Here is a 25848-nt window from a genome sequence, read left to right as displayed (position 1 = left end):
CTCTGTCGGGGATCTTGGAGTTTCCCGGTGCGGCAGCTTGGTCGACGGGGATGATCGGGGAGTTCCGCCGACCGTTGCAGCTGTCGAGGTGCCCGTTGTCCCTGCGCCCCCGTTCCGGTGAGCATGTTCCGCCTCTGACCGCGCGGGTCGCGCGGGCGAGCAACCCGGGCGGCACGACGGCGATATGGGTGCGGGACCGGCTGGACGGGCTGTGGCGCGACGAGGACTTCGCGGACTGGTACCCCAGGGACGGGCGTCCGGGGCTCTCGCCCGCTCAGCTGGCCACCGTCTGTGTGCTGCAGTTCCTGCTCGGGCTGTCGGACAGGCAGGCCGCCGAGGCGGTCCGCTGCCGCATCGACTTCAAGTACGCGATGGCCATGGAGCTGGACGATCCCGGCTTCCACCACAGTGTGCTGGGCGACTTCCGTGATCGTCTCGCCGAGGACGGCCGTGCCGACCGCCTCCTCGACCTCGCACTGGCCCGCCTGAAGGAGGCCGGACTGGTGCGCGAGCGCACCACGCAGCGCACCGACTCCACGCACATCCTGGCCGCGGTGCGTGACCTGACCCGCCTGGAGCTGGTCACCGAGGCGGTTCGCGCCGCACTCGAAGAGGTCGCAGGCATCTCACCTCATCTGCTGGACGAGCTGGTCGACCAGGGCTGGGGGCTGCGCTACGGCCGGCCGGTCCGCCTGGGGAAGAACCCCACCAAGCCCATGACCAGGATTCTTGCCACCGGAAACGACGCCGTCCGGCTTCTGGAACACCTCCACCGCTACGGAGCGGACCGCATGTCCGGTCCTCGCATCCAGGCTCTGCGGCAGATCATGGTGCAGAACTATAACCGTGACGCCGCGGGACACCTGCGCTGGCGCACCGCCGAGAAGGAAGGCGGGGCGGGTCTGCCGCCGTCGTCAAGGGCGATCGTCTCGCCCTACGACACCTCGGCCCGCTACGCGAGGCACGGACACATCATCAGCTGGAAGGGGTTCGCCGCTCATCTGACCGAGACCTGTGCTGCCGACGGCCCCAACGTGATCACGGATGTCGCCACCACCGCGGCCACCACCCACGACAGCCAGGTCCTGCCCGGCATCCACACCCGCCTCGCCCGACGCGGCCTGCTGCCCGCCGAGCACCTCGTCGACGCCGGCTACACCTCTCTGCCCCACCTGGAACAAGCCGCCCGTGAACACCAGGTCACCGTCTCCGGGCCGCTGCGCAGCAACCCCACCCGCCAACACCGCCGAGGCGAGGGCTTCGCCCGGGACGACTTCCACATCGACTACGACAAGCAGCAGGTCACCTGCCCCCAGGGACAGGTCAGCGCAGGCTGGCACGGCCCCTACCCGACCTCCTCGCCCACCGCGGCCCCGCTGATCGTGGCCAGGTTCACCAAGAGCCAGTGCCGTCCCTGCCCGGCCCGCACGCAGTGCACCAGCACCGCCGACAGCGCCCGCACCGTGGGATTTCCCCCACGAGAGCTCCGTGACCTGCAACTCCGCGTCCGCGCCGAACAGCAGACGCCCGAGTGGAAGGCCCGATACGCGGTCCGCTCCGGAGTGGAAGGCACGGTCAACGAGTTCGCCCGCGGACACGGCATGCGGCGCTGCCGCTACCGAGGACAGGGAAAGGTCCACGTCCAGCACGTGTTGACGGCCATCGCCGTCAACATCGAGCGCCTCGGCGGACTGTCACCGGCTGAGGAAGCCCCCACACCCCGCCGACCGACTGCCTTCCAGAACTACCTCGACCAGCGCGAGATCCCTCGCCCGAAGTCCTGGCGAACCCTGGGCAGTTGACTCCGCCGACACCAAGATCCCCGACAGAGTCAAGCTTAGTTGTCGCGGGTGTTGTACGGTCTTGCGTATGAACCTGATGGAATGGGCGCGCGCAGGGGATCGCCCCGCGTACCGCGTATCGCTGGTTCTGTGAGGGCACATTGCCGGTACCTGTGGAACGCGTGGGACCGCGCACGATCCTGGTGACATCGATGCGAACACCTCACCCTCCGTGACCGGCGGTGTAGGTCTGTATGCCCGCATCTCCTCGCACGATCAGAAGCCGGACCTGGAGCGGCAGACCGCTCGCCTGTCGGCATGGGCGGCAAGGCCGGGCAGAAGGTCGTGCGGATCGAATCCGAGATCGCCTCGGGCATGAACGGGTGCCGCGCGAAGGCGAAGCGACTGCTGGCCGACCCGGCGGTGACCACGGTTGTGATCGAGCACAAAGACCGCCTCGGACGGATGAATGTGGAGCTGATCGAGGCCGCCCTGTCCGCGACTGGTCGCCGACTCGTCGTCCTCGATGACGGCGAAGTTGAAGACGACCTGGTCCGGGACATGGTGGAGGTGCTCACGTCGTTCTGCGCCCGCCTGTACGGCCGCCGGTCGGCGATGAACCGGGCGAGGAAGGCTCTCGAAGCGGCGGCTGCCGATGAGTGAGCCGAAGAAGAAGCTCCGCACCATCGACGCGCCGTTCGTCGCGCTCGGGCCGTCCGGGGTGGCGATACGCGACCGCCTCAAGCACCTCACCGACGTGGACGACAAGGTGTTGCGGCTGGTCGGTGAACACCTCGGACGCCTTGCCTCGCTGGACATCAAGAACCGCTGCGCTGACGGCCTGGACCACGACAGCGACACGTGGGCCGCCCGGAAGCAGGGCCTGACGGCCGATTCCTCATCCCGGTGGGCCGGTTCGATCACGAAGGCCACTCACGATCAGTGGGCGCTTTCCCGCCGCTGCCAGCTCGCCCACATCCAAGGGCTTGAGGCTGGTGTGCGGACGCTGATGCACCGCCTCTCCCAGCCGATCGGGGAGAAGGGAACCAAACGGGCACCCGGCGGATACCGCAGTCGGGCCGAGTGGTTCCAGAAGTCGCGCCGTCTGACGACCCTGGAACACCGCCTGGACGTGGCCCGCGCTGAGCGTGAGACCGGTGTCGTGCACGTCGTGCGCGGCGGCCGGCGCCTCCTCAACAACCGTCACAACCTCGAAGCCGCCCAGCTCACCGCCGAGCAGTGGCGTGAGCGGTGGGAAGCCCAACGGTGGTTCCTCGCCGCCGACGGCGAGTCCGGCAAACGCTTCGGCAACGAGACCATCCGCGTCACACCGGATGGCGAGGTCAGCATCAAGCTGCCCGCCCCGCTCGCCCACTTGGCCAACAGCAAGCACGGTCGGTACGTCCTCGCCACCCGCGTGCAGTTCCAGCACAGGGGAGCCGACTGGCGCGACCGGATCGAAGACAACCGGGCCGTGGCCTACCGCATCCACCTGGACGTGGAGCGGGGCCGCTGGTACCTGACAGCGTCGTGGACACGGCCCGTTGTCCAGACGATCCCGCTTCAGACGGCGCGGTCTGAGGGCATGGTCGGCGTGGACACCAACGCCGACCACTTCGCCGCCTACCGGCTCGACCGGCACGGCAACCCGGTCGGCGACCGCAAGCGGTTCTTCTACGACCTGTCCGGCCGCGCAGACCACCGTGACGCCCAGGTCCGGCAGGCCATCAGCCAGTTGCTGCACTGGGCAGACCGGTGCGGCGTCAAAGCCATCGGCCTGGAGAACCTGGACTTCGCCACCGAGAAGACCCGTGAGAAGCACGGTAGACGTAAGCGCTTCAGGCAGATCATCTCCGGCATCCCCACCGGCAAGCTCAAGGCCCGGCTCGTGTCCATGGCGTCCGAACACGGTCTGTCGATCGTCGCCGTGGACCCGGCGTACACATCGATGTGGGGCGATCAGCACTGGAAGAAGCCCCTCACCTCGAAGAAACGAAAAATGTCCCGTCACGATGCCGCTGGCATCGCGATCGGGCGACGCGCCCTCGGGCACCCGGTCCGGCGACGGACGGCACCGCTCCCGCAGTACCAGAGCGATGCTGCGGGGCATCGGACCGCCCAGGCCAGACCAGGCGCACGAGGGCGTGAGGAAACCCGCCCACCCGTCACGGAGCGTGCACACGATGCACGCAGCCGGACGGGGACACAGCGAACGCGGGAGACCAGCGCATCGAAACACCGTTCGGGACGCGCGCAGTTCCAGGAGCTGACAGCAAATGTCACTCCTGCACACTGTTCAGGAACGGTTGATGCGAAGACCGGACAAGGCCTCGGGAAGCCCGTCGGGAGCGCTGTCTCTGAGAAGCGCGGTGGCGGATACGGCTCGACTGGATCTGGTGGACGATGCGCACCGGCCCGCTCGTCGACGCGCTCATCGAGCATCTGGTCGGCGATCTGGACTGCTGTGCCCTGAAGACGGCTTTCATGTCGTCGTGGAGGGCGCTGTCCCGGCACGAGCTGACCCACGGGCGCGCGGCGGGCTGCAGCTGGGTGACCGTGGGGCGGCCAGGCCGGGTCACCAGGGGCGGGGGGTCGGGCCGTTCGCGCCGGGAACCACCGTGGTTCTGCGACGGCCCCGTGCCTCCCTTCTGACAGGTCAGCCGGACGACCGACCGGGCCGGCTCGGCACATCGCGCGAGGGATGATGGGGATGGAACGACGGAACGTGAGGTCAGGAGCTTCCATGACAAAGCGGGTTCACCGACCCCGTGAGGACGCGGAGTTCAATTTCATTCTCAGGATGAGCAGAGTTCCGGTCCTCGCATACTTCACCGGGACTTGGCCCAAGGCAATCGAGCCCTGCCGGGTGATGGACCTCGTCGTGGGTGGCATCGCCGACGACTACACGGGCCGCCTGACGGCCGTCCGCGCCGACATCACGCGTTGCCCGGCCGCAACCGAGCGATACGGGATCACCGGAGCCCCGTCCTACGTCCTGCTGAAGGGGGGAGAGGCGGTGGCGCACGGCACGGGGCCCATGACCACCGCCGAGGTACGGAAGTTCCTGGACGGCCAACTCTGAGCGGCCGCTGCGGCACGTGGACGCGACGCCCGTCAGGGTCTCACCCATAGGCGCTGCGCCGCCTGAGGCACCCTGGGGCTGAGACACCCCCACAGGTCACATAACGCCGTCGAGTGCGGTTGTGTTCGGCAGTTGGGCGGCGCCGGTGCGGACCTCGGGGAAGGACGGGAGGAGGCCCGTCCCCTGGCGGGAGTGCAGCACCAGGTGCCCGACGTCCGTCATGAACAGCGCCCGCCACCGGTCCCACTTCACCACGGCGGCCCATCCCTGGGGGTAGGGCGGCATCGGGTACAGGGGCGGCGGGCATCGGCTCCGGCAGCCTCCACATGGATCATGCGTTCCACGCGCACGGTCCTGGCCCACCGTGTCTGGGAACCGGTCCGCCGTGTCCTGGTGGTCACTTGTAGGCGGCGTCGTGGTCGGCGCGGTGATGGACCTAGCGGGGGAGCGATGCACAGCCGCGAGGGGCGATGCACGTATGGAGGAGGGTTCCTCAGCCCTGTGTGGCGTGCCGCCAGGGACGGACGAAGTCGTGGAGGCTCTGCTGCGCGGCTGGGGCGATGGCCGGGTCGTTGACCGGTGTGCCGATGGGGTGGAGGAGATGGTCGAGTCCGGCAAGGACCTGCAGTCCTGGGCCGGTGGTGCGGGCGGCGGCGAGGGCCGACAGCAGAGGAGGCATCGTCCGGCAGGGCACGTTGGTGTCCTCGGTGCCGCAGGTGATGAGCATGCGCGTGCCGTGCGCGATGCCTCGGGCGACGGACGGCGGATAGATGGCGTCATCGCTGCGGACGAAATCCGCGTTGACCGGTCCGAACATGCCCTTGAGCAGAGAGACCAGGGACGGCAGTAGCCCCGATGTGTCGACCGGGCGCTGGGCGCGAAAGTCCGCGATGGCCCTGGCTACACCCCGGTTGTTCAACCACGCCTGTTGCGCGGTGAGTTGCCCTGCCGCGAGGGCCTGGTTCAGTTCGGTCGCCAATTGCAGGCGGATCAGGTCCAGAAGCCGCATGTCCTGCGGGGCGATGAGCGCGAGCCCAGCAGGCTTCGGCTGTACGGCGCGGTCGACGAGGAGTGCTTGCAGGCCGCCCTCACTGTGCCCGACCACCAGCAGCGCGTGCGAATCGGCTTCAGGCTGGGCGCGCAGGGTGTTGTACGCGGCCACGGCCTGTCGCGTGTAGGCGGCCATGTCAGGAGCGCTGCTGCGTCCGCCCAGGCCCGTCCGCCCGGTGCCGTACTTGTCGAAACGCAGGGTCATCACGCCGTCGCCGCTGAGGACGCCGGCCATGAGGGCCAGGGTGTGGGGAGTGAAGCCGGGTGGCTCGTCGCCATTGCGGTCGGTCGGGCCGCTGCCGGGAAGCAGCAGCGCCGCGGCGAGCCTGCGGCCCGCGCGGTGGGCGGGTATGTGCAGCGTGCCGTACGCGGTGGTGCCGTCCGCGGTGAAGTGGACCTCACGGTCCACGGCGGATACGAGGGCGGCCCGGGGTGCCGCGGACGCCCGGGTCGTGCCTGACACCGGCCCGGCCGTGACGACGGCGACCGCCACAATGAGCACGGCGATCATCCTGCTGCGCCAGGGGGTGGGTAAACGCATGCTTTCTCCTCATGGGCTGAAGTTGTGAGAGAGGGTGAGAGAATCGGGGATGGTGGTTTGCTGGGTGCGGAGTCGGCGCGCCCTGGCCGGATGCCTGAGCAATGACCCGTCTGTCGTCGTCGGATGCGCTCAGCGGACGAGGAGCGGCACTGCGAGCGTGGGGGCCAGAATGAGCCCGAGCAGCAGCACGACACCCCGCGGGTTGCCGAAGTTGACGGTCCAGCCGATGCCGAACCGCTTCTGAACAAGCAGCGCGGGATCGGCCCGGTTGACGTATACCGAGCCGAGCAGACGCCAGTACTGGTCATCGTCGCGCCGCACCATGCCGGTGCTCTCTTCCGCCACTGCGCCGTCGTGGGCGGGCAGTCGGCTGCCCCCCTGGCCGGTGCGGACAGCAATACCGATTACCGCGACCAGCCCGGCCAGGATGGGCAGCAGAATCAGGGCCGGGGACACCCGCTGGCCCGAGTGCCACATCGCCCAAGCTCCGGCGAGCAACGAAAGGTTGGCGAACGCTGCCAGTAGCAGAAGGGAGATGGCGGTACGAACCGAGAAGCGACGGTGCCTGCGGGCGGAGTCGGCCGGCCGCGCCGGATCGAGATCCGCACGAGCCCGGAATGACAGCCAGGTCAGCGCCAAGAGCAGCACGGTGAGCGCGGCCTGCGTGAACACCGGGAAGAACGCGGTGCCGATCGACCTGGCGGCGAAGCGGTCAGCGCTGCCGGAGTCGGTGAAGTGCACGGGAATGCGGTCGGGCAGTGACGGATAGCGCAGGACGCCCACCAGTGTCGTACCGATGCAGATGAGCACTGCGGGGACGGCCCATATCCAGGGGAAGCGTTCCGGATCGGTACGCAGCGCGGTGTCCGCCACCACACCCTGGCGCAGCCCGCCGTACCAGTCCTCGCGCCGTTTGGCCGCCATGACCGCCACTCGTGCCCGGCTGTAGGCCGCTGTGCAGGCGGCAACGGTCAGCAGGGGAATGACGCCAGGCATGTCGAAGCGGAACACGGAGCTCACCAGGACTCCCACCGTGATCAGTACCGCACCGGACGCGGCGACCTGCCTCCGGTACCGTCTGCGTTGCTCGGCGATCCCTGGGGCGTCCGCCCGTGCATCAGGGCTCCGTACCCCGAAGGGCAAGGTCGGACTGGTGAGCGACGGCAGCCACCATGCCACTGCCGCAAGCACGGCAGGCATGAACACGTTGACCAACACGTCGGCACTGTTCATGAAGCTGAATCTCCTTGCTCTGCACCGGGGTTCGCGCTGGGTGAAGCGGGCGCGGGTGACGTGAACGAGACGAGGACGGAGCGGCAACTGTCCAGTACCGCCGGGTCGCCGGTCCCATGGGCGACCGCTTCGGCGAGCAGGGTCCGCAGCCTGGTCTCCCACTCGGCGGTGAAGCCCGGTTCGGGCGGACCGCTGCGGGTGTCGCGCTGCACCAGGGCGCCGCTCTTGCGGTTGACCCGCAGCAGTCCTTCGCGTCGCAGTAGGTCGTAGGCCTTGTTCACGGTGTGGAAGTTGATGCCCAGATCTACAGCGAGCTGCCGCGTCGAGGGCAGCGAGCTGCCTTCGACGAGCTGACCGGAGGCGATGGCCTCGACGATGCGGTCCCGGATCTGCTGGTAGATCGGCACCTCGCTGTCCATGTCGAGGCTGAGGATCATGTCCGCTCCCAGTGTTGCTCTGTTATAGCTTTTATAGAACACCAGGCGGCGCAGGGTCGAGAGGGCCGACGTCAAGAACGTGACAAAGGTGGCGCCGTCAGGCGAAGCCTCTGCTCACAGGCATTCACGTACACGTCGGAAGCGGCCGCGACAGGTGCGGTGAGAACGGCTCTGGCTCAATGGGATCAAACCCAACGACCGAAGAAGTGTCCTGTCGCAGCGCAGGCGGCAGGGACGCGCCGTGTGCCTTCGTTCTGATTTGTCGCGCAGGCCGCTGGCGGAGATCGTTGACTTCCAGATATGCCTGGACCAGGAGACCCGTCAGGCTTTTACCCGGGAGCTGGTGGCGGGACTGTTGAACGAGCGGTCCTGTCTCGCATTCGGTGGTGACGGAGCGGGCTGTTGTCCGAGGAGGATGCGGTGCCGGAGCAGGGTGAAGTCTGCTCGTCCGTGCACCTGGCGCGCGATCCGTTTGGTCTTGGTGTTGACGCCCTCGGTGGCGCCGTTGCTGTACGGAGGCGTGAGCCCGGCGATCACGGCGTCGATGTCCCGGCCCCGGTTGAAGGCGTGTTGGTGGGGCGGGTCTGCTGCTCTGACTTGGGTGATCCAGCGCGTGAGCGCATCGAGGTTGTCGGTGTGTGGCGTAAGGGGTGGGGCGAAGCCCCCGATGCCTGCGGCCGGTTGGGTCATAGGGCCTTGATCTCTTCGAAGGGGGCCAGGACGGGGACGCCGGGCTCTTCGGTTCGGCGTTTGCGCAGGTGCTCGCGATAGGGATCGACCAGGTTGGCACGGTACTGTTCACGGTCGACGCGGAGCGCCGGGCCCGGTCGGTGGCCTGTGCAAAGGAACGCAATGCCCTCCGAGGCCGGGTCCGTACGGGCCGGTCGGCTGCTGTCTTCTGCAGCAGGCCGTAGGCGAGTACCGGAAGCAGCCTGGTGCGCCCGCGAGCGAACCCTGTCGGTCCACACCGTCACCACCCATCCCACGTGAACTCTTCTACAGGCTCGCGGTCCTGGTGGCCAATGATGACGAGCTGGTGGGGCCTGGCAGCTGCACGTTGCCCGGAGGGCACCGAGTCGGATCGAGGTGGGTCGAGCGGGGCACGGTGGTGAATGGGTGAGTCATTTTCCTGTTGACTTTCGGCTCGATCAACCAGAGTATTCCAGGGGTGACACACGCCGACCCCCTGCCCGCCCGCGCAGCTCTCCCCGCCGACCTGGACGAGGCGGCCCATCGCTGCCTGGTCGCGGGATTCGAGGGCGCCACCGTCGTCCCCGACACGCTCAGACGGCTGATCGACCGGGGTCTCGGCGGGGTCATCCTGTTCACCCGCAACATCCGGGACGCGGATCAGGTGCGCCGGCTCACCGACACCCTGCGCGCCATCCGGCCCGACCTGCTGGTCGGCATCGACAACGAGGGCGGCGGCATCGGTCACCTGGTGACCGCGGGCGCTCCGGAGGTCCCCGGCAACTACGCGCTCGGCGTGGTCGACGACCCGGCCCTGACCGCGCGCTGCTCCGACGCGCTGGCCGGGCATCTGGCCGTGCTCGGCATCACCGCCTCGTACGCCCCCGTCGCGGACGTCCAGGGGCAGGCGGGCAATCCGATCGTGCGCACACGTGCCTTCGGCGACGACCCCGAGCGGGTTTCGCGGCACCTGCGCGCATGGATCGAGGCGACCGAGGCACGGGGCATCGCCTCCTGCGCCAAGCACTTCCCCGGGCACGGGGGCACCCTCACCGACAGCCACCACGAACTGGCGGTCGACCCGCGGCCGTACGAGGAACTCGACCTCGCACCCTTCCGGGCCGCGATCGCCGCGGGGGTGCCGATGCTGATGAGCGCGCACGTCGTGTTCCCGGCGCTCGACGAGGACCGTCCCGCGACGCTCAGCCGCCGGATCCTGAGCGACCTGCTCAGGTTCGAGCTCGGATTCGACGGGGTGCTCGTCAGCGACGCGCTGGAGATGAAGGCGATCGCCGACCGGTACGGGGAGGCGACCGGCGCGAGGATCGCGCTGGCCGCGGGGGCGGACCAGGTGATCGTGGCCGTGCCCGATCTCGGGGTAACGCTGGAGTGCCGGGACGCGGTGCTCGCGGCGCTGCGCTCCGGGGCGCTGGCCGAAGGACGGGTGCGGGAGGCGGCGGAGCGGGTGCGGAAGCTGTCCTCGCGGTATGCCGAGCCCTCTTCAGTGGTCGGTCCGTGGGACGCGCAGGCCGGGTTGGAGGCGGCTCGGCGGGCCGTGGGCGGGCAGGGTGTGCCGGTCGGGGTGACCGGGGCGTATGTCGTCGACCTGTTTCCGGCGCCGCATCCCGCGTTGAACTGGGGTGGGGAGGATCTGCCGGCCGCGGTGCGGGCAGTGGATCCTTCGGCCACGGGGACCGCGGTGACGGGGGAGCCGGCCGAGCCGGGGGCGCTGGTCGAGGTGATCCTGCGGCGGGCCGGGGACGGGCCGTTGGTCGTCGCCACCAGCGATGCCGGGCTGTACCCGTGGCAGGTCCGCTTGAGCGAAGCGCTGACGGCCCGGCGGCCCGACGGGATACGCGTCGCCACGGGTCTGCCGGAACGAGACGCGGTGGTGTGTTCTTACGGGCGCGGGAAGGTCAACCTGCGGGCGCTGGCGGAGGCGCTGGTCGGGGCGCGGTGACGTTCGCCGTCGGCCGGTGGGCCGCGCCCCCGCGGCGGACACCGCGGCCGGGCACGGACCCACACCTCTGAAGGCATCCGGTCACGGCGTTCGCAACAGTTCCTTGATCCCCCTTGACGCCAGGTACGTCTCGTCGCTCGCCCGCTCGGCCAGGACCACCGCCGGGCGGGCTCCCTGCTTGCGCAGGTCCATCCAGGTCTCGAAGTACGTGCCTCCCGGCCCCGACGTCGAGCGGGTGGACGGAGCGCAGTCCAGGACAAGGGCTGTCTCCCGCTGCTGCGGAGTCCACGGTTCGGCCCGCAGCTCCGTGATCGTGGCCGCGAGGGATTCCGCGATCGGCTTCGGGCGGCCACCGGAGCCGAAGAGCCCGAGGGTGTACTCCAGCTCCGGGAAGTCGGCCAGGGAGCGGTCGACGTCGTGGGAGCACCACCAGGTCACGCCCCACATGTTCGTGCAACCGGACACGTTGAGGACCGTCTCGCGAGCGAACTCGGGAGCGTCGGCCGCCGGGATGTGGGGCTCCGGGGCGCCCGTCTCCTGGACCCATACCGGGCGGACGGGGTCGACGGCGTAAGCCTTGGCCAGTTCCGTGCCGTACTCGGCGAGGTGCTGGACCTGGGGGGAGCGCGGGCCGTAGCGGCGGGCGCAGTCGCCGGAGAACACCCAGGGGTGGACCGTGGTGACGTCGCCCTTGCGGGCCGACGCCTCGGGGGTGAAGGGGTGGTCGTCGCCGTACCAGGCCGCGTCGTACGCGGAGTGCGTGACCAGGCCGCCCGGCGCGCCCAGGCCCTCGCGGGCCGCCGCCAGCAGGGTGTCGAGGTAGTGGTCGACCTGTGTCACCGTCACCGGGTTGTGCTCGACCAGGTTGTTGAGCTCGTTGCCGAGCTGGAGGCCGATGAGGTTCGGGCGGCCGGCCAGGGCGCCGCCCAGCGTACGCAGCAGGACCGCCTGGGCCTCGATCGCCTCGGGGTCGGTGAACACGTTCCGGTGATGCCAGCTGCGGGTCCACTCCGGGTAGAAGTCGAAGCTCGACAGGTGGCCCTGTACACCGTCCACCAGGACGTCGAGGCCCTCGTCGGCGGCCAGGTCGACCAGTCGCACCAGCTGGTCCACGGCGGCGGTCCGGATCAGGGTGCGGTTGGGCTGGAGGAGTGGCCACAGGTGGAAGACCCGGACGTGGTCGAGACCGAGGCCGGCGATCTGGGCCAGATCCTCACGGGTCCGGGCCGGATCGAAGTCCTGCCAGGAGTGGAACCAGCCGTGACGGGGCGTGTAGTTGACGCCGAAGCGGAGCGTGGAAATGGGACCCTCCCTGGGCCGGCTTCCTGGAGTTCCTGTCCGGTTGTTCGCGTCTTGGTCTTGTCCTGTGCGAATGTATCAACCACCATAGTCAGTGATGGGCAATGATTTGAACCAAAACCTCGTCATCGGCCTCGACGCCGGTGGCACCCGTACCCGCGTCGTGCTCGCCAGTGCCGCCGACGGCCGTGTGCTGGCCGAGGCCGCGGCCGGCCCGGGCAACGCCCTGACCGTGCCGCCGCAGCAGCTCACCGATTGCCTGGCCGAGGCGCTCGCCGGGGTGATGCCCGAAGGGGCCCGCGATCGGGTCGTCGCCGTGGCCGGCGGTTTCGCGGGTGCCACAGCCGCCGACGCGGACGATCCCGGGACCGTCCGGGCCCGCGGCGCCCTCGCCGAGGCGCTGCGCCGGCTCGGCGTGCCCGAGGGGCCGGTCGGTATCTGGAGCGACATCGAGGCGGCCTTCGCCGCGGCTCCCGGCGCCCCGGCCGACGGTCTTGCCCTGGTCGCAGGTACCGGCGCGGTCGCCATGCGCATCGCCGGCCGGCAGGCCACCACCACCGTGGACGGCGACGGCTGGCTTCTCGGCGACGAGGGCAGTGGCTTCTGGATCGGGCGCAGCGCGGTGCGGGCCGCGCTGCGCATGGCGGACGGGCGGGGACGGGAGACGGTACTGGCCCGGTTGGTCGGGCGTTCGCTAGGCCTGCCGGTGGACGTCCTGCCCACGGGAAGCGTGTCGTCGTACGGCGAGGCAGGCGCCCCCGGTCCGCCCGGCGCGGGCGCCCGGGGCACCGGGGTCACGGACTGGTCCCGCGCCCGGCGTGAGGACTTCCGCAGGCATCTGCTGCCCGCCGTGATGGCCGATCCGCCGATCCGGCTCGCCCGGTTCGCCCCGCTGGTCGCCGAGGCGGCCGGCGAGAAGGACGCCGTCGCGCTGGAGATCCTGGACGAGGGCGCGGACCACCTGCTGGACACGGTCCGCGCGCTGGAGCCCGGCCCCGGCGAGCGGATCGTCGCCACCGGCGGACTGCTCGGCCCCGCCGGTCCGATGACCGTCCCGCTGACCGAGCGCCTGCACGTCCTCGGCCTGAGCCTCGACTGGGTGGCCGACGGGGGACCGGGCGCGGTGGCGCTGGCGCGGATCATGTACGACGGCCGGGGCCGGTGATTGGCGGACAGGCCCACGGCGGGTCACCGGGCGGCGGACCCGCCCACGCGACACCCGTGAACGACACCCCGGAGAGCCCCGGCCGATGAGCGACGTCCTCTACCGCGACCCCACCGCCCCCGTCGACGCCCGCGTCCGGGATCTCCTGTCCCGGATGACCCTGCGGGAGAAGGTGGGGCAGGTCAACCAGCGCATGTACGGCTGGGACGCCTACCTGCGCACCCCCGGCGGCGGCTTCGAGCTCACTGACGCCCTGTACGCCGAGACCGAGCGCTTCGAAGGGCTCGGTGCCCTGTACGGCCTGCAGCGTGCCGACGCCTGGTCCGGCGTCGATCACGACAACGGGCCGGGCGCCGAGCAGGGCGCGGCCCTCGCCGAGTCGGTGCAGCGGCACGTCGTGGAGCGGAGCCGCCTCGGCATCCCCGCTCTGTTCGTGGAGGAGGTCCCGCACGGCGTCATGGCCCTCGACGGCACGGTCCTCCCGGTCAACCTGGCCGTCGGCGCCACCTGGGACCCGGGTCTGTACGAGCGTGCCGCCGCCCACGCCGCCGCCGAACTCCGCTCCCGCGGCGGCCATGTCGCCCTCGTCTCCGCGCTCGACATCTCCCGCGACCCGCGCTGGGGCCGCACCGAGGAGTGCTTCGGCGAGGACCCGTACCTCGCCGCGCGACTGACGGAGGCGGTCGTGCGAGGCATGCAAGGCACCTGTCCCGACGGCCTGTTCGCCGCTGACAAGGCCCCCGTCGTCCTCAAGCACTTCGCCGGCCAGGGGGCCACCGTCGGCGGTCGCAACTCCGCCGAGTCCGAGCTCGGCCGGCGCGAGCTGCACGAGATCCATCTCCCCGCCGCCCGGGCCGGCGTCCGCGCGGGCGCCGCCGCCGTCATGTCGGCGTACAACGAGGTCGACGGCATGCCCTGCTCCGGCAACCGGGCCCTGCTCACCGGACTGCTCCGTGAAGACTGGGGCTTCGAGGGCCTGGTCATGGCGGACGGCCTGGCCGTCGACCGGCTGGCCCGCATCACCGGTGACAAGGTGTCGGCGGGCGCGCTCGCCCTCAACTCCGGTGTGGATCTGAGCCTTTGGGACGAGGGCTTCACGCATCTGGAGGAGGCGGTCGAGCGCGGGCTGGTCGAGGAGGCCGTGCTCGACACCGCCGTCGCCCGGGTGCTGCGGCTCAAGTTCCGCCTTGGACTGTTCGACGGGGCCCCCGAGTCCTCCGCGCCCGAAGCGGGCGGGGACCTCAGCAAGGAAGTCGCCCGCGCCGCCGTCACCCTCCTGCGCAACGACGGGGTGCTCCCCATCGACGGGAACGTCTCCCGCATCGCCGTCCTCGGACCCCAAGCGGCCACCACCGCCCACCAGTCGGGCGACTACACGGCTCCGCAGCGCCCCGGTACCGGCAGCGACGTCCTCGACGCCCTGCGCCGGCTCGCCCCGCCCGGACTCGACATCCGGCACGCCCGGGGCTGCGCCCTCACCGGCGACGACCTCTCCGGGATCCCGGCCGCGATCGCCGAGGCCGCCGCCGCCGACCTCGCCGTGCTGGTGCTGGGCGGCAGCAGTGCCCGGACCGCTGACACCGAGTTCGACGCCAACGGCGCGGCCCTCACCGCCGTCGACCACATGACCTGCGGTGAGGGCGTAGACCTCGCCGAACTCCGTCTCGGCGCCGCCCAGTACGCGCTGCTGGACGCCGTCGTCGCCACCGGCACGCCCACCGCGGTCGTCCTGGTCCAGGGGCGCCCGCACGTCGTCCCGGACACCGCGCCCGCCCTGCTCACCGCCTGGTACCCGGGCCCGTGGGGCGGCGAGGCGATCGCCGAGGTGCTGCTCGGGCTCGCGGAACCGACGGGACGGCTCCCCGTCTCCGTGCCGCGCTCTGCCGCCCAACTCCCCGTCTACTACAACCACAAGGACACCGAGTACGGCGGCTACGTCGACGAGAGCGCCGAGCCCGCCTACTCCTTCGGGCACGGACTGGCGTACACGGACTTCGCGTTCGGTACGCCCCGGCTCGACGGCCGTACCGTCACCGTCGAGGTCACCAACACCGGCGCACGGCAAGGGCGTTCGGTCGTGCAGGTCTATCTGCGGCGGATGATCACCGACACCTGGCCGCGCACCCTTGAACTGTGCGCGTTCGAGGGCGTCGACCTCGCGCCGGGGGAGTGCCGCACGGTCGCGACACGACTCGGCGCCGACCGACTCGCCGGCGCCGACGTCGCTCAGATCCGGGTCGCCTCCTCGGCACGGGCGGCCCTCACCGCCGTACCGCTGACCCTGGACCTCAGATCTTGACCGCTCCCGAGGACACGCCCTTGTAGAACCACCGCTGGGTGATCACGAACAGCACCAGCACCGGGATCACGGAGATCACCGAACCGGCCATGACCATTCGCTGGTCGTAGCCGAACGACGAGCTCTGCAGGCGTGAAAGCCCCAGCGTGAGCGTCATGTTGCTCTCGGAGCGCAGCACGATCAGCGGCCACAGGAAGTCGTCCCAGGCGCTGATGAACGTGTTGATGACGACCACCATGATCGCGCCCCACGCGGACGGCAGATACAGGTACTTGAAGCGCTGCCACTCGTTCGCGCCGTCCAGCATCGCCGAGTCCTCGATCTCGCGTGGGACCGCGAGGAACGCGCCGCGCATCAGCAGGACGTTGATGGCGCCGACGAAGCCGGGCAGCCACACGCCGGCCAGGTTGTCGACCAGGCCCAGGTCGCGGATGCTGATGAACAGCGAGACCATGATCGACTCGAAGGGGAACATCATCGAGGCGACCAGCACCACCCAGACCGCCTTGCGGCCCTTCCAGGAGGGCTTGGAGAGCATGTAGCCGGCCGTCGTGGAGAAGACCAGCTGGCTGGTGATCGACAGGGCGACCACGATCAGGCTGTTCTTGATGTAGGACCACACCGGCACCTGGTCGAAGACCGTCCGGTAGGCGCGCAGCGTCGGGTGGTGCGGCAGCAGGGTGGCGTCCGCGCCGAAGACGTCCTCGCTCGTGCCCTTCAGGGAGGCCAGCAGCTGCCACAGCAGCGGGCCCACGGTCAGGCCGAGCACCAGGAGGAGCAGCAGATAGCGGACGACCAGCTCGCGCGGGCGGCCGTAGTCACGCCAACGCGGCATCAGGCGACGGCCCTTGGTCTCGACGACACTCGTCGTCATGACTCGTCCTCCTTGGTCAGACGCTGCGCCAGCAGGGTCAGCCCCAGCGTCAGCGCGAACAGGGCCACGCTGACGGCCGAGCCGTAACCCGCGTTACCGGTGATCGGGTCCAGGCCGACGTCCCGGATGTAGAACGGCAGGGTGCGGTCGGCGCCGCCGGGGCCGCCGGTGGAGCTGCCGAGCATGTAGATCTCGGTGAACACCCGCAGGGAGCCGATGCCGGCGAGCGTGCCGACGAGCATCATGGCCTGCCGGACGCCGGGGATCGTGATGTGCCAGAAGCGGCGCACCGTGCCGGCGCCGTCCATCTGCGCGGCCTCGTGCAGTTCCTTGGGTACGTTCCCGAGGGCGGCCAGGTAGAAGACCATGTACCAGCCGAGGCCCTTCCACAGGGTCAGGCCCATCGCGGACAGCAGGATCAGCCAGGAGTCGGAGAGAAAGGGGATCGCCGACTTGATCAAGTGGGCTTTCTCCAGCCAGGTGTTGACCAGCCCGTCGTCCGCGAGCAGCCACTGCCAGCTCAGGCCGACGACCACGCTGGAGGCCAGCACCGGTGTGTAGAACGCCGATCGGAAGAAGCCGATGCCGGGGAGGTTCTTCTCCACCAGGACGGCCAGCACCAGCGGCAGCAGCACCATCAGCGGGACGACGATCACCGCGTACAGGATGCTGTTGCGGGTGGCGAGCCAGAAGTCGTCGTCCTGGAGCATCCGCGTGTAGTTGTCGAGTCCGACGAAACCCGCCGCGCCGCCCAGCGGCTTGGCGTCGGTGAACGACAGCAGGACCGTGTTGAGGAACGGGAACACCCCGAAGACCACCGCGCACACGATCGCGGGGGCGGTCCACAGCCACGGCAGCCACCAACGGCGGTACATGGCCGCCCCGTTGGCCCCGGGGGCGGGACCGGGCAAAGCTGCCTTGGCGAGTCGGCGGAGGCGGGACGGGGCCGGGCCCGGCGCGGAGGTCCTGGCCTCCGCGCCGGACACCGGCTTCATGATCTGTGCCGTCACTGTCAGCTGCCCTGCTTCAGCAGCTCGTTCGACTTCTCCTGGGCGTCCTTGACGGCGTCCGCCGCGCTCTTCTTGCCCTGCATGGCCAGCTGCACCTGGGCCACGATGGCGTTCTGCACGGCCGGGGAGAGGTTGGTCTGGTTGGTGGAGGCCGTCTTGAGCTGGTCGGCGACCAGCTTGCGGGCCTGGGAGAACGGGTCGGTGCCGGTGACGTTCTGGAAGAACGGGTCGTCCAGCGACTTCGTGGTGGTCGGGAAGATGACCACGTCGGGGTCCTTGCACCAGGCCGTCTGGTTCTCGGCGTTGGTGAGGAACTCCGCGAACGCGAGGGCCACCGGGGCGTGCTTGCTGGTCGCGGCGACCGAGATGTACTGCGGGGCGCCGGCGGAGGCGACGCCGAGGGCGTCGTAGGGCTGCTGGCCGACGGCCGTCTTGGCATAGACCGACGGGCTGTTCTGCTTCACGAACCGCACGAAGCTCGGGTTCGTCGAACCGTAGGCCACCTTGCCCTGGCTGTAGAGGGTGGACGGGTCGTTGCTGGAGGACAGCGAGTCCTTCGGCATCGCGCCCTCCTTGTACAGCTTCGCCATCCACTCCACCCACTGGGTGGTGCGCGGGTCGTCGGCGAAGACGGCGGACTTGCCGTCGCTGGAGAGGACCTTGATGCCCATCTGGTCGAAGTCGGCGGGGATGCGCCAGACCGGGTTGGCCATCGTCGCGAAGTACTTGCCGTCGGAGGCCTTGGCGATCTTCTCGTAGTCGGCGAAGAGCCCGAAGACGGTCGTCGGCGCCTTGGCCGGGTCGACGCCGGCCCTCTCCAGCAGGTCCTTGTTGTACGTCAGCAGGACACCGCCGGTGTACCAGGGCAGCGTGGTGTGGATCGACCTGCCCGAGGCGTCCGCGAAGGTGGCGGTCTTCCAGAAGGACGGGACGAAGGGCTTGGACGCGGCCGGGTCCTTGGTGCCGATGTCGAGCAGGTAGCCGGCTTTGGTGAGGGCCGTCGCCGTCGGTGCGTTCACGTTGATGACGTCGGCCATCGTGCAGGCCTGGGCGTCGGCGACGGTCCGGCTGGTGAAGGTGTTGTCGCCGGGGTCGTCGATCCACTTGACCTTGGTGCCGGGGTGGGCCTTCTGGAAGTCCGCGATCACTCCGTTGAAGAAGCCGCCGAAGTCTTTCTTCAGGTTCGTGGTCTGGAAGGTGATCGTGCCCTTGACGTCCCCGGTCAGCTTCCCCGAGCCGACGTTGCCCTTGTCGACCTTGCAACCGCCCGCGGTGGCGTCCCCGTCGCCGGAGCCGCCACCGGACAGACCGCAGCCGGCGGTTGCCAGCGTCAGCGCGGCGATACAGGTCAAGGTGCGGGTCAGTCTTCTTGCGCGCATGTGATGGGCCCTCCTGCGACCGGGCGAGTCAGGAAATGTAGCTGGTTCAAATCACCAACTTGGATTCCGATTGATGAAAATGTGGACCAGAAGTCATCGGAGGTCAATGCCTGGCCGTGTTGCGTTTGGATTCCGTACAGCTGTCGGAGGTGCGTCAGTGACGGTGTTCGTGATCCACATGGCGGGGATCGCCCGGGTGTTCGTGACCGTGCGCGTACACGACCGAGCCACGGGCCAGGTCGAGCCAGCCGAAGAAGGCCCGCCGGCCCGCCGCGCGGCGCAGCTCTCGCACCACGTCCTCGCGGATGATCTCGTAGGGGAGGATGTCGTCGGGCGCGGTCACCCCGAAGGGGTCGACCCCGCGTCTGAGCGCGTCCGGGGTGAGGAAGCGGTCCCGGTTGCGCCCGTAGTAGTCCCGCACGTCGGCCTCGGGTACCACCTGCCCGGCCTCCAGGGCGTCCAGCAGGACCCGCGCGGCCGCCGAGTGGGCCAGCGCCGCGGCGACGACGCTCCCCAGGTCGGCGACATCGCTCCCGGCGACGGCGAGCAGCCGCTCCGCGGACGCTTCGGGCGGCACGTCCAGCCCTCGCGCGGCGCACTCCCGCCGCGCGAGTTCGTCGGCGACGACCACTTGTGTCGCCCAGCGCCGCCGCTGCCGCTCCGCCCGCGCGAGCGACTCGGGCCGAGAGGCCCCGGGGTCACGAGCGGGAACGGCGGCGAGCAGGGCGTCCACCCGGGCTCTGGGGACGGCGTCGGGACCGATGAACGCGGCATGGGAGCCAGTGGCCGGGGGACGGGCGCGGGCGTGACGGTGCCGTGCTCCGCCGGGGCCCACCTCCTCTCCCGGAATCACCTCCTCTCCCGGAATCACCTCCTCTCCCGGGATCACCTCCTCACGCATCCGTCACCTTCAGCACCACGGCCTCCGTGTACGCCACGCAGCCGTGCCACGCGGCTTTCGCCAGCAGCCAGTACGAGCCGGGCGGTACGGCCGAGCCGTCCACCTCGATCACGGCCTCCACCTGTTCCCCCGGGGGGCACCGTGAAGCCCTGGAGGCCCGGAACGACCCCAGGCCAGGTGCCCCACGGGGAGACGGCCCAGAGCTGGCCGGTGACCGGGCCCCGGGTGGTGTTGCGCAGGGCGACCGGGGCGCGGGCCCGTTCCCCCCGTCGTACGGTGATCCGCTCGGTGCCCAGCGCGCACACCAGGCCGGAGCCCGCGGGCGGCCCGCCGGGCACGTCCAGGCCCACCACGTCCTCGTACGTCTGACCGCCGTACGACAGCCGCGCGGCGAGCCAGTGGCGGCCGGGCCCGGCGTCCGGCGCCGGCGTCACCGTGACCTCGGCCAGCGTGAACCCGCCGGGGCCCAGCGCGTACGGCAACGACGCGGGCTCCGCCGTCCAGCCGTCCGGCACCTCGAAGGACACCGTGCCGGACACCGGCGCGTCCGTGAGCTCGGAGCTCACCCGGACCGTCGCCGTGACGGGACCGGCCGCGGTCAGGGACGTGGGCGACACGTACAGCGCGACCGGCATGTTGCCGCGCGGCGCCGGACCCGAGTTGTGCAGCCAGTACCGGGTGCTGACCGGCTGGCCGGGCTCGTGCGCCGCGACACCGGGACCCGAGCACCCGGCGGCGGTGACCGGCGTCGCCAGCACCGTGGCCACCTCGAAGCCGCCGAGGTCCACCGCCAGCGAGCCCTCGCCCTCCGGAGCCAGCGGATCTCCCGCCCTCTCCAGTACGTCCGCTCGCGCGCCGCCGGCCCACCCGACGGGCCCGCGCACTCGCGCCCGCACCGGCTGTCCGTTCGCCTCGTGCACCCGCACCACGACCCCGCGCCCCGGATCCACCGGGCCCGTACCGCCCCGGGCCAGCGGCGAGCCCACCGGCTTCAGCGCGTCGAGGATGACCTCGCGGGCGGGCTCCACGGACAGCAGGCAGGCCGTGCGGGGCAGCGAGGGACTCCCGCTCTCGCCCCGAACGCGTCCCGTCAGCGGATGGTTGTACGCGTGCCCGCGGGCGGGCAGCTCCAGCGCCCGCCAGTCGCCCTCGCCCGCGACGACCGCGTACTCGAAGGTGTGTGACCAGCGCTGGAGCTGGAACGCCGAGCCGTCGGGCGCGGTGCGCCGGGGCGGGTCGACCCAGATGCCGGAGGGCCAGCCGGTGCAGGACCGCATCAGGGACATGTAGAGGTCGCCGGAGGCGGTCACCACGCAGCCGGGTGTGCCCCGGTTCAGAACGGCGAATCCGCGCCCGTCCCAGGCGTCACCGGGCGGCAGTGCCTCACCGCCGCCCGCCGCGGTGGCCGACACGGTGAAGTCGGCGAGGTCGGCGACGAGTGTGTCAACTGCCTTGGCGTCGCCCGCGGCGTCCGGGCCCGCGATCACGAGCAGCGGCAGCCGCTCCAGGTCCCGGAGGTCCGCGCCGGGCACCCACTCCTCGCGCAGGGAGGCGCGGGGCGCGACCCAGACGGAGGCCGTGCCCCGCTCGGCGAGCTGTCGGCGCAGCTCGCGGCCGGCCGCCGGGTCCATGGCGAGCGCCTCGGCGACCAGCGCGTTGCGTTCCGGTCCGCCCACGGCGATCCGAAGGTCGGGCAGGTTGGAGTCGACCTCCAGGTCGCCATAGCGGGGGCCGCCCGCGATGGTCGAGGTGGCGGTGACCCCGGTGCGGACCAGGGCCGCCGCGAGCGGGGCGCCCAGCTCACCGGCCTCGTCCCAGTCGGCGTACACCAGCTCCGCGACCCCGACGGACCGGTGGCCCAGCAGCGTCCCGGTGTCGTCGTGGACCGCGATCCGGGCCGTGGACCCGAGGCCGAACCAGGTGTTGGCGGGGTTGTCCAGCGTCCACGGGAAACGCTCGCTGTCCACCTCCACGAAACCGAACCCGCGCCCGATCACCGCGTCCGCGACCTCGTGCACGGGCAGTCCGCCCCGCACGTCCGAGGGCCAGCGCACCCGGATGAGGCGGTCCGCGCCGTCGTAGCTGTCGATCGTGGTGGTGACGTCGAGCCGGTCGACGCCCGTCCACAGTGTCAGCCGCTGTGTGTACGCGAAGAGGCCGAGGTCGGCCCGGACGGTGATACGGGAGCCGGCGGGGGAGTGCTCGACATCGATGTCGGCGGTGACGTCACCGCTGCGAGCGGCGGTCGTGCCGGTCGGGGTGAGGTGCCAGGGGCCCTCGCCGAAGCGCGGGTGGCGGGGGTATTCCTCCTGGACGACGAGTTCGTTGCCGATGTCGCCGGGGCGCAGCAGTTCGCGGCCGCCCTCGGCCAGCGCCCTGAGGCTGCTGACGGCGCCGCCGCGGGCCGGGTCGACCGTCACCTCGTAGAACTCGTTGCGGATGGTCGTGCCCTCGCCGGGGATCCATCCGGGGACGCGGCCCGTGTGCAGCGGCAGGGTCTTCAGGCCGACGCCCGGGACCTCGGGTACGACGACCCTGAGTCTGCCGTCCTTCTCGCGTACGGCCGGCAGCGGCCGGGAGTCGTCGCCGACGGGGACGAGGCCCGGGTCGTCGACGGTGAGTACGTCCCGGCGCTGCCAGGTGGCGGAGTTGAAGACGACGAGGTCCGGTCCGGTGCCGGGCGCCACGCTGTCGGCGAGCGCCTTCGTGGCGTCGGCGTGCACGGCCTCGGCGAGGTCGGCCAGCTCCCGCCAGCCGGTGAGCAGGTCGATGTAGACCTGGTCGGACTCGGAGCCGGTGATGGCGTCGTGGTGAGCGCCGTAGACCAGCTGCCGCCAGGCCTTGTCGAGGGCCGCGTCCGGGTAGGCGTGCCCGGTGACCAGGGAGGCGAGGGTCGCCCAGGCCTCGGCGTCGGCGAGGAGCGTCTCGCCGTACCGCTGGGCCTGCTTGGTGTCGATGTAGGAGACGTCCTTGCCGGTGTAGACCGGGTTCATGTCCCGGGTCTGCGGCGCGGCCTTGCGTCCCTCGGCCGCCAACTCGGCACGCACGGCGGCGAAGAAGTCGCGGGGGATGCCGCTGACGAAGCGCGGCCAGACGTAACGGGCGTTCCAGTCGCGGTGGATGGCCATGACCCAGCGGCACGGCGGCGCGTAGTCCCCGCCGACCGGCAGCAGCACGTTGCGGGTGAGAGCGACCTGCTTGAGCCCCGTGAACAGCTTGAGGGCCTCCGCCTCCGCCTCCGGCAGCGTCGGCGCGTTGTCGATCCGCCAGCCCGCGCCGTAGTGGTTGACCATGTACGCGGTGAGGATCCCGCGCCCCGAGGGGGCGATCCAGTCGAACTCCGCCGGGAACTGCATCCGCTTCGGATCCCGCGGCTCCTCACCGAACACGGACAGCGTCGGCCCCCACTGGTGGAAGGGCCCGCGCGCCCACGAGCTGGAGCTGACCCCGGCGTCCGCCATCAGCCCGGGGAACTGCGGGTCGTGCCCGAAGGCGTCGAGCTGCCAGGCCGTCTCCGGGGACGCCCCGAGGATCGCCCGCTGGTATCCGTCGCCGTACAGGGCGTTGCGTACGGTGGCCTCGGCGCCGGTGAGGTTGGTGTTCGGCTCGTTGTAGGTGCCGCCCATGATCTCGACCCGGCCGCTGCGGATCAGCTGGCGCAGGAAGGCGCGCTCCTCCGGGAAGGCGTCCCAGTACGGCTTGAGGTAGTCGACCTCCGCCAGGACGAAGGTGTACGCCGGATCGCGCCGCGCGAGGTCGCAGTGGGCGCGCACCAGGCTCATCCCGGACTGGCCGCGCGAGTCGAAGGTGCGGGCGGCCAGTCCGGTGACGGCCGTGTCGTCGGCGACGTCCCAGGTCTCGGTGTAGGCGGCCTGGGTGTTCCACCAGACGGGGTCGTAGTGGAAGTGACTGACCATGAACATGGTCCAGCCCGGCTCGGCGACAGTGAACTCGCCGCTGAGACGCGATACTTCGTCCCCGTCGGTGGCGATGACCGCCATCGGGCCGCTCTCGCCCGTCACGGGGATCTCGGCGCGTACGGTGCCGTCCTCGCCGACGGTCACGACCGTCTCCCCGACACCGCTCACGGCCCCTTCGACGGTCAGCCGGACCGTGCGGCCCGGTATGTGCTCGACCTCGGCGGCCACCACCTGGTGCGGGGCCTCGGGGCTGCCGACGAACAGCTCGGTCGACTCGACGGAGGTGACGCGCATGGGTCTCCTAGTGAGTGGAAGAGCCCCATCCTGCACCGGCCGGATGATTCAAACAACCACCTTCGAGTATCTCGGGTGGTTCATCCATGCATGCCAAGCCTTGATCGCCTGCGGTCACCGGCCCCGGCGGCTCTTGCGCGCGTGCTGCGGGGTGATGTGGTCGGTCAGCGCCAGGGAGGCGCTGGAGCGCTGGTAGGTGAGCTGCGCGACCCGCACGTAGAGGCAGTCGATGAGGACCAGCACGGAGTGCCTGCCGCCGATGCTGCCGGTGCGCCCGGGGAATCCGGTCTCCGTGGGGGAGGCCGAGATGAGCCGGATGTCGGCGGCGCGGGCAAGCGGCGAGCGCGGGTCGGAGGTGATCGCCACGGTGGTCGCACCGCGTTCCCTGGCCAGCTCCAGCGGCTCGATGGTCTCCTGGGTGGCTCCTGAGTGCGAGATGCCGATGGCCAGGTCGGCCGGGGTGAGCAGGGCGGCGGAGGTGGCGGCGCCGTGCACCTCGGACCAGCCGCGCACCGAGCAGCCGATCCGGAACAGCCGGATCTCGGTCTCCTGGGCCACCGCGCCGCTGCCGCCGACGCCGTACACGTCGATCCGGCGGGCCCGGGCCATCGCCTGGGCGGCGCGCTCCATGGCGTCCAGGTCGATCCGGTCGATGGTCTGTTGCACCGCGCGCAGGTCGGCGGTGCCGACGACCTGCACGACCCGCTCCAGGTCGTCGTCCGGGGAGATGTCCGGGCCGATCTCGGCGCTGCCCCAGTCGGAGACCTCGCTGCGCCCGCGCTCCTGGGCCAGTTCGATCAGCAGGTGCTGGTAGGAGTCGAGTCCGATGGCCCGGCAGAACCGCGTCACCGTGGCCTGGGACGTACCGGTACGGCGGCCCAGCTCAGCGGCTGAGCAGTGGGTGGCGGCGGCCGGATCCTCCAGGATCAGCTCGCCGACCTTCCGCAGGGAACCGGCCAGCCGGGGCAGCTCGGTGCGGATCAGTGTGGTGACGTCCGTCGCAGGCATGCAGAGAAGGTACCAGTCACCCTTCTGCGCCTTGAATGAATACCAGGACCGTCATATGGTTTATCGATTCACTCAGTGATGGTTATATGGTGGTTCAATCCATCAGAAGGAGTGAAGCGTGTCCGTCGACCCAGTCAGCGCCCAGGGCTTCGCCGAGCAGAGCCTGGCCGTCCTCCGTCACGTCACCGAGTCCGCGCGCGACGATGTGCGCCGAGCCGCCGAGCTGATCGTCGACTGTGTCCGCGGCGACGGTGTGGTCCAGGCGTTCGGTACCGGGCACTCCCAGGCAATGGTTCTCGAAGTATCCGGCCGCGCGGGTGGACTGGTGCCGACGAACCGGCTCCAGATGGCCGACCTCGTTCTCTTCGGCGGCCACGATCCCAGAGTGCTGGACGATCCGCTGCTGGAGCGTGAGCCGGGCATCGCCGCGCGGCTTTACGACCTGGCCGCGCCGCATGCCGAGGATCTCTTCGTGATCATCTCCAACTCCGGGGTGAACAGCGTCATCGTGGAGATGGCGCTCCATGTGAAGGAGCAGGGGCACAAGATCCTGGCGATCACGTCGCTCACCCACACCCGCGCCGTTCCTGCGGGGCATGCGAGCGGGAAGAAACTGGTTGACCTGGCCGACGTGGTGTTGGACAACGCGGCGCCCGTGGGGGACGCGTTGCTCGCGCTGCCGGGCGGCGGTGCGGTGTCCGCACTGTCCACGTTGACCGGGGTGGCATTGGTGCAGATGGCTGTCGCCGAGGCTTCGGGGTTGTTGCTCGCCGCGGGGGAGGTGCCGCCGGTCTACGTGTCGGCGAACGTGCCCGGTGGCTTCGAGCGGAATCTGGAGCTGGAGAAGAAGTACGCGGGGCGGATCCGGCGTACCGCCAGTTAGGGGTTGCGCGGGGAAGCTGCGGGCCGGTGACGGCTGGACGCG

The 25848-nt window shown here is 70.5% G+C and carries 17 protein-coding genes and 3 pseudogenes; 8 read left to right on the top strand and 12 right to left on the bottom strand.

Going from position 1 to position 25848, the window contains the following annotated elements:
• Nucleotides 1-95 precede the first annotated feature (95 nt).
• From EDD90_RS53810 to EDD90_RS53790, 4 genes and pseudogenes are all read left to right on the top strand, one after another.
• Nucleotides 96-1802, top strand: coding sequence for an IS1182 family transposase (locus EDD90_RS53810; protein WP_260328855.1), 1707 nt, complete (start codon nucleotides 96-98; stop codon nucleotides 1800-1802).
• Nucleotides 1803-1869: 67 nt separating this feature from the next.
• Nucleotides 1870-2444: pseudogene (locus EDD90_RS53805) on the top strand (IS607 family transposase).
• A complete protein-coding gene (locus EDD90_RS53800) occupies nucleotides 2437-4254 on the top strand; it encodes an IS200/IS605 family accessory protein TnpB-related protein (protein WP_398928985.1) in 1818 nt (605 codons plus the stop codon). Before EDD90_RS53805 ends, EDD90_RS53800 begins: the two are co-directional and overlap by 8 nt.
• Nucleotides 4255-4524: 270 nt before the next feature.
• Nucleotides 4525-4863 (top strand): co-chaperone YbbN, encoded by a 339-nt coding sequence (locus EDD90_RS53790; protein WP_123982682.1) that lies wholly within the window; start codon nucleotides 4525-4527, stop codon nucleotides 4861-4863.
• A 96-nt stretch (nucleotides 4864-4959) separates the two neighbouring features.
• On the opposite strand, the gene EDD90_RS53785 is transcribed toward EDD90_RS53790, so the two are convergent.
• The 5 genes and pseudogenes from EDD90_RS53785 to EDD90_RS53760 form a co-directional block, all read right to left on the bottom strand.
• The gene (locus tag EDD90_RS53785) at nucleotides 4960-5148 is read right to left on the bottom strand and encodes a hypothetical protein (RefSeq protein ID WP_123982680.1); all 189 of its coding nucleotides are present in this window, start codon (nucleotides 5146-5148) and stop codon (nucleotides 4960-4962) included.
• Nucleotides 5149-5356: 208 nt separating this feature from the next.
• On the bottom strand, nucleotides 5357-6454 hold the full coding sequence (locus EDD90_RS53780) for an alpha/beta fold hydrolase (RefSeq protein ID WP_260328853.1): 1098 nt from the start codon (nucleotides 6452-6454) through the stop codon (nucleotides 5357-5359).
• A 129-nt stretch (nucleotides 6455-6583) separates the two neighbouring features.
• Nucleotides 6584-7687 (bottom strand): DUF1648 domain-containing protein, encoded by a 1104-nt coding sequence (locus EDD90_RS53775; RefSeq protein WP_123982677.1) that lies wholly within the window; start codon nucleotides 7685-7687, stop codon nucleotides 6584-6586.
• Nucleotides 7684-8124: a GntR family transcriptional regulator gene (locus EDD90_RS53770; RefSeq protein ID WP_123982675.1), complete on the bottom strand. Its 441-nt coding sequence runs from the start codon at nucleotides 8122-8124 to the stop codon at nucleotides 7684-7686. Before EDD90_RS53770 ends, EDD90_RS53775 begins: the two co-directional genes overlap by 4 nt.
• A gap of 405 nt (nucleotides 8125-8529) precedes the next feature.
• Nucleotides 8530-8954: pseudogene (locus tag EDD90_RS53760) on the bottom strand (transposase); the annotation flags it as partial.
• A 338-nt stretch (nucleotides 8955-9292) separates the two neighbouring features.
• Between EDD90_RS53760 and EDD90_RS53755 the strand changes: the two are divergent.
• Complete coding sequence (locus EDD90_RS53755) at nucleotides 9293-10774, top strand: glycoside hydrolase family 3 N-terminal domain-containing protein (RefSeq protein ID WP_123982673.1); 1482 nt, start codon at nucleotides 9293-9295, stop codon at nucleotides 10772-10774.
• Between the two features lie 81 nt (nucleotides 10775-10855).
• Here EDD90_RS53755 and EDD90_RS53750 read toward each other — a convergent pair whose 3' ends face one another.
• Nucleotides 10856-11887 (bottom strand): glycosyl hydrolase, encoded by a 1032-nt coding sequence (locus tag EDD90_RS53750; RefSeq protein WP_260328852.1) that lies wholly within the window; start codon nucleotides 11885-11887, stop codon nucleotides 10856-10858.
• 283 nt (nucleotides 11888-12170) lie between these two features.
• Here EDD90_RS53750 and EDD90_RS53745 point away from each other — a divergent pair, with 283 nt between their 5' ends.
• Entirely contained in the window at nucleotides 12171-13238 is a 1068-nt protein-coding gene (locus tag EDD90_RS53745) for an N-acetylglucosamine kinase (protein ID WP_123982670.1), read from the top strand.
• Between the two features lie 85 nt (nucleotides 13239-13323).
• Entirely contained in the window at nucleotides 13324-15537 is a 2214-nt protein-coding gene (locus EDD90_RS53740) for a glycoside hydrolase family 3 N-terminal domain-containing protein (protein ID WP_123982668.1), read from the top strand.
• On the opposite strand, the gene EDD90_RS53735 is transcribed toward EDD90_RS53740, so the two are convergent.
• The 6 genes and pseudogenes from EDD90_RS53735 to EDD90_RS53710 form a co-directional block, all read right to left on the bottom strand.
• Nucleotides 15527-16411 (bottom strand): carbohydrate ABC transporter permease, encoded by an 885-nt coding sequence (locus tag EDD90_RS53735; RefSeq protein ID WP_123982666.1) that lies wholly within the window; start codon nucleotides 16409-16411, stop codon nucleotides 15527-15529. The two genes, EDD90_RS53740 and EDD90_RS53735, sit on opposite strands and share 11 nt — an antisense overlap.
• The gene (locus EDD90_RS53730; RefSeq protein WP_123982855.1) at nucleotides 16408-17406 is read right to left on the bottom strand and encodes a carbohydrate ABC transporter permease; all 999 of its coding nucleotides are present in this window, start codon (nucleotides 17404-17406) and stop codon (nucleotides 16408-16410) included. The genes EDD90_RS53735 and EDD90_RS53730 overlap by 4 nt, the downstream gene beginning before the upstream one ends.
• 17 nt (nucleotides 17407-17423) lie before the next feature.
• Nucleotides 17424-18800, bottom strand: coding sequence for an extracellular solute-binding protein (locus EDD90_RS53725; protein ID WP_123982664.1), 1377 nt, complete (start codon nucleotides 18798-18800; stop codon nucleotides 17424-17426).
• A gap of 154 nt (nucleotides 18801-18954) precedes the next feature.
• Nucleotides 18955-19701, bottom strand: a complete 747-nt coding sequence (locus EDD90_RS53720; RefSeq protein WP_260328851.1) for a peptidyl-prolyl cis-trans isomerase — start codon at nucleotides 19699-19701, stop codon at nucleotides 18955-18957.
• Nucleotides 19694-23915: pseudogene (locus EDD90_RS53715) on the bottom strand (NEW3 domain-containing protein). The gene EDD90_RS53720 and the pseudogene EDD90_RS53715 overlap by 8 nt, the downstream one beginning before the upstream one ends.
• A 114-nt stretch (nucleotides 23916-24029) precedes the next feature.
• Nucleotides 24030-24923: a MurR/RpiR family transcriptional regulator gene (locus tag EDD90_RS53710; RefSeq protein WP_123982662.1), complete on the bottom strand. Its 894-nt coding sequence runs from the start codon at nucleotides 24921-24923 to the stop codon at nucleotides 24030-24032.
• A 118-nt stretch (nucleotides 24924-25041) separates the two neighbouring features.
• Here EDD90_RS53710 and EDD90_RS53705 point away from each other — a divergent pair, with 118 nt between their 5' ends.
• Nucleotides 25042-25806 (top strand): sugar isomerase domain-containing protein, encoded by a 765-nt coding sequence (locus EDD90_RS53705; protein ID WP_123982660.1) that lies wholly within the window; start codon nucleotides 25042-25044, stop codon nucleotides 25804-25806.
• Nucleotides 25807-25848: the final 42 nt, after the last annotated feature.

The sequence above is a fragment of the Streptomyces sp. Ag109_O5-1 genome (assembly GCF_003814875.1).
Classification (GTDB): Bacteria; Actinomycetota; Actinomycetes; order Streptomycetales; family Streptomycetaceae; genus Streptomyces; species Streptomyces sasae.
Note: the sequence above shows the minus strand (reverse complement) of the source record. Positions and strands in the feature narration are given on the sequence as shown.

Bases quoted from the DNA above. Each gene is read 5' to 3' on its own strand.
- EDD90_RS53800 (WP_398928985.1), top strand. From the start codon at position 2,437: ATGAGTGAGCCGAAGAAGAAGCTCCGCACCATCGACGCGCCGTTCGTC.
- EDD90_RS53790 (WP_123982682.1), top strand. From the start codon at position 4,525: ATGACAAAGCGGGTTCACCGACCCCGTGAGGACGCGGAGTTCAATTTC.
- EDD90_RS53785 (WP_123982680.1), bottom strand. From the start codon at position 5,148: ATGCCGCCCTACCCCCAGGGATGGGCCGCCGTGGTGAAGTGGGACCGG.
- EDD90_RS53780 (WP_260328853.1), bottom strand. From the start codon at position 6,454: ATGCGTTTACCCACCCCCTGGCGCAGCAGGATGATCGCCGTGCTCATT.
- EDD90_RS53775 (WP_123982677.1), bottom strand. From the start codon at position 7,687: ATGAACAGTGCCGACGTGTTGGTCAACGTGTTCATGCCTGCCGTGCTT.
- EDD90_RS53770 (WP_123982675.1), bottom strand. From the start codon at position 8,124: ATGATCCTCAGCCTCGACATGGACAGCGAGGTGCCGATCTACCAGCAG.
- EDD90_RS53745 (WP_123982670.1), top strand. From the start codon at position 12,171: ATGGGCAATGATTTGAACCAAAACCTCGTCATCGGCCTCGACGCCGGT.
- EDD90_RS53740 (WP_123982668.1), top strand. From the start codon at position 13,324: ATGAGCGACGTCCTCTACCGCGACCCCACCGCCCCCGTCGACGCCCGC.
- EDD90_RS53735 (WP_123982666.1), bottom strand. From the start codon at position 16,411: ATGACGACGAGTGTCGTCGAGACCAAGGGCCGTCGCCTGATGCCGCGT.
- EDD90_RS53730 (WP_123982855.1), bottom strand. From the start codon at position 17,406: ATGAAGCCGGTGTCCGGCGCGGAGGCCAGGACCTCCGCGCCGGGCCCG.
- EDD90_RS53725 (WP_123982664.1), bottom strand. From the start codon at position 18,800: ATGCGCGCAAGAAGACTGACCCGCACCTTGACCTGTATCGCCGCGCTG.
- EDD90_RS53720 (WP_260328851.1), bottom strand. From the start codon at position 19,701: ATGCGTGAGGAGGTGATCCCGGGAGAGGAGGTGATTCCGGGAGAGGAG.
- EDD90_RS53710 (WP_123982662.1), bottom strand. From the start codon at position 24,923: ATGCCTGCGACGGACGTCACCACACTGATCCGCACCGAGCTGCCCCGG.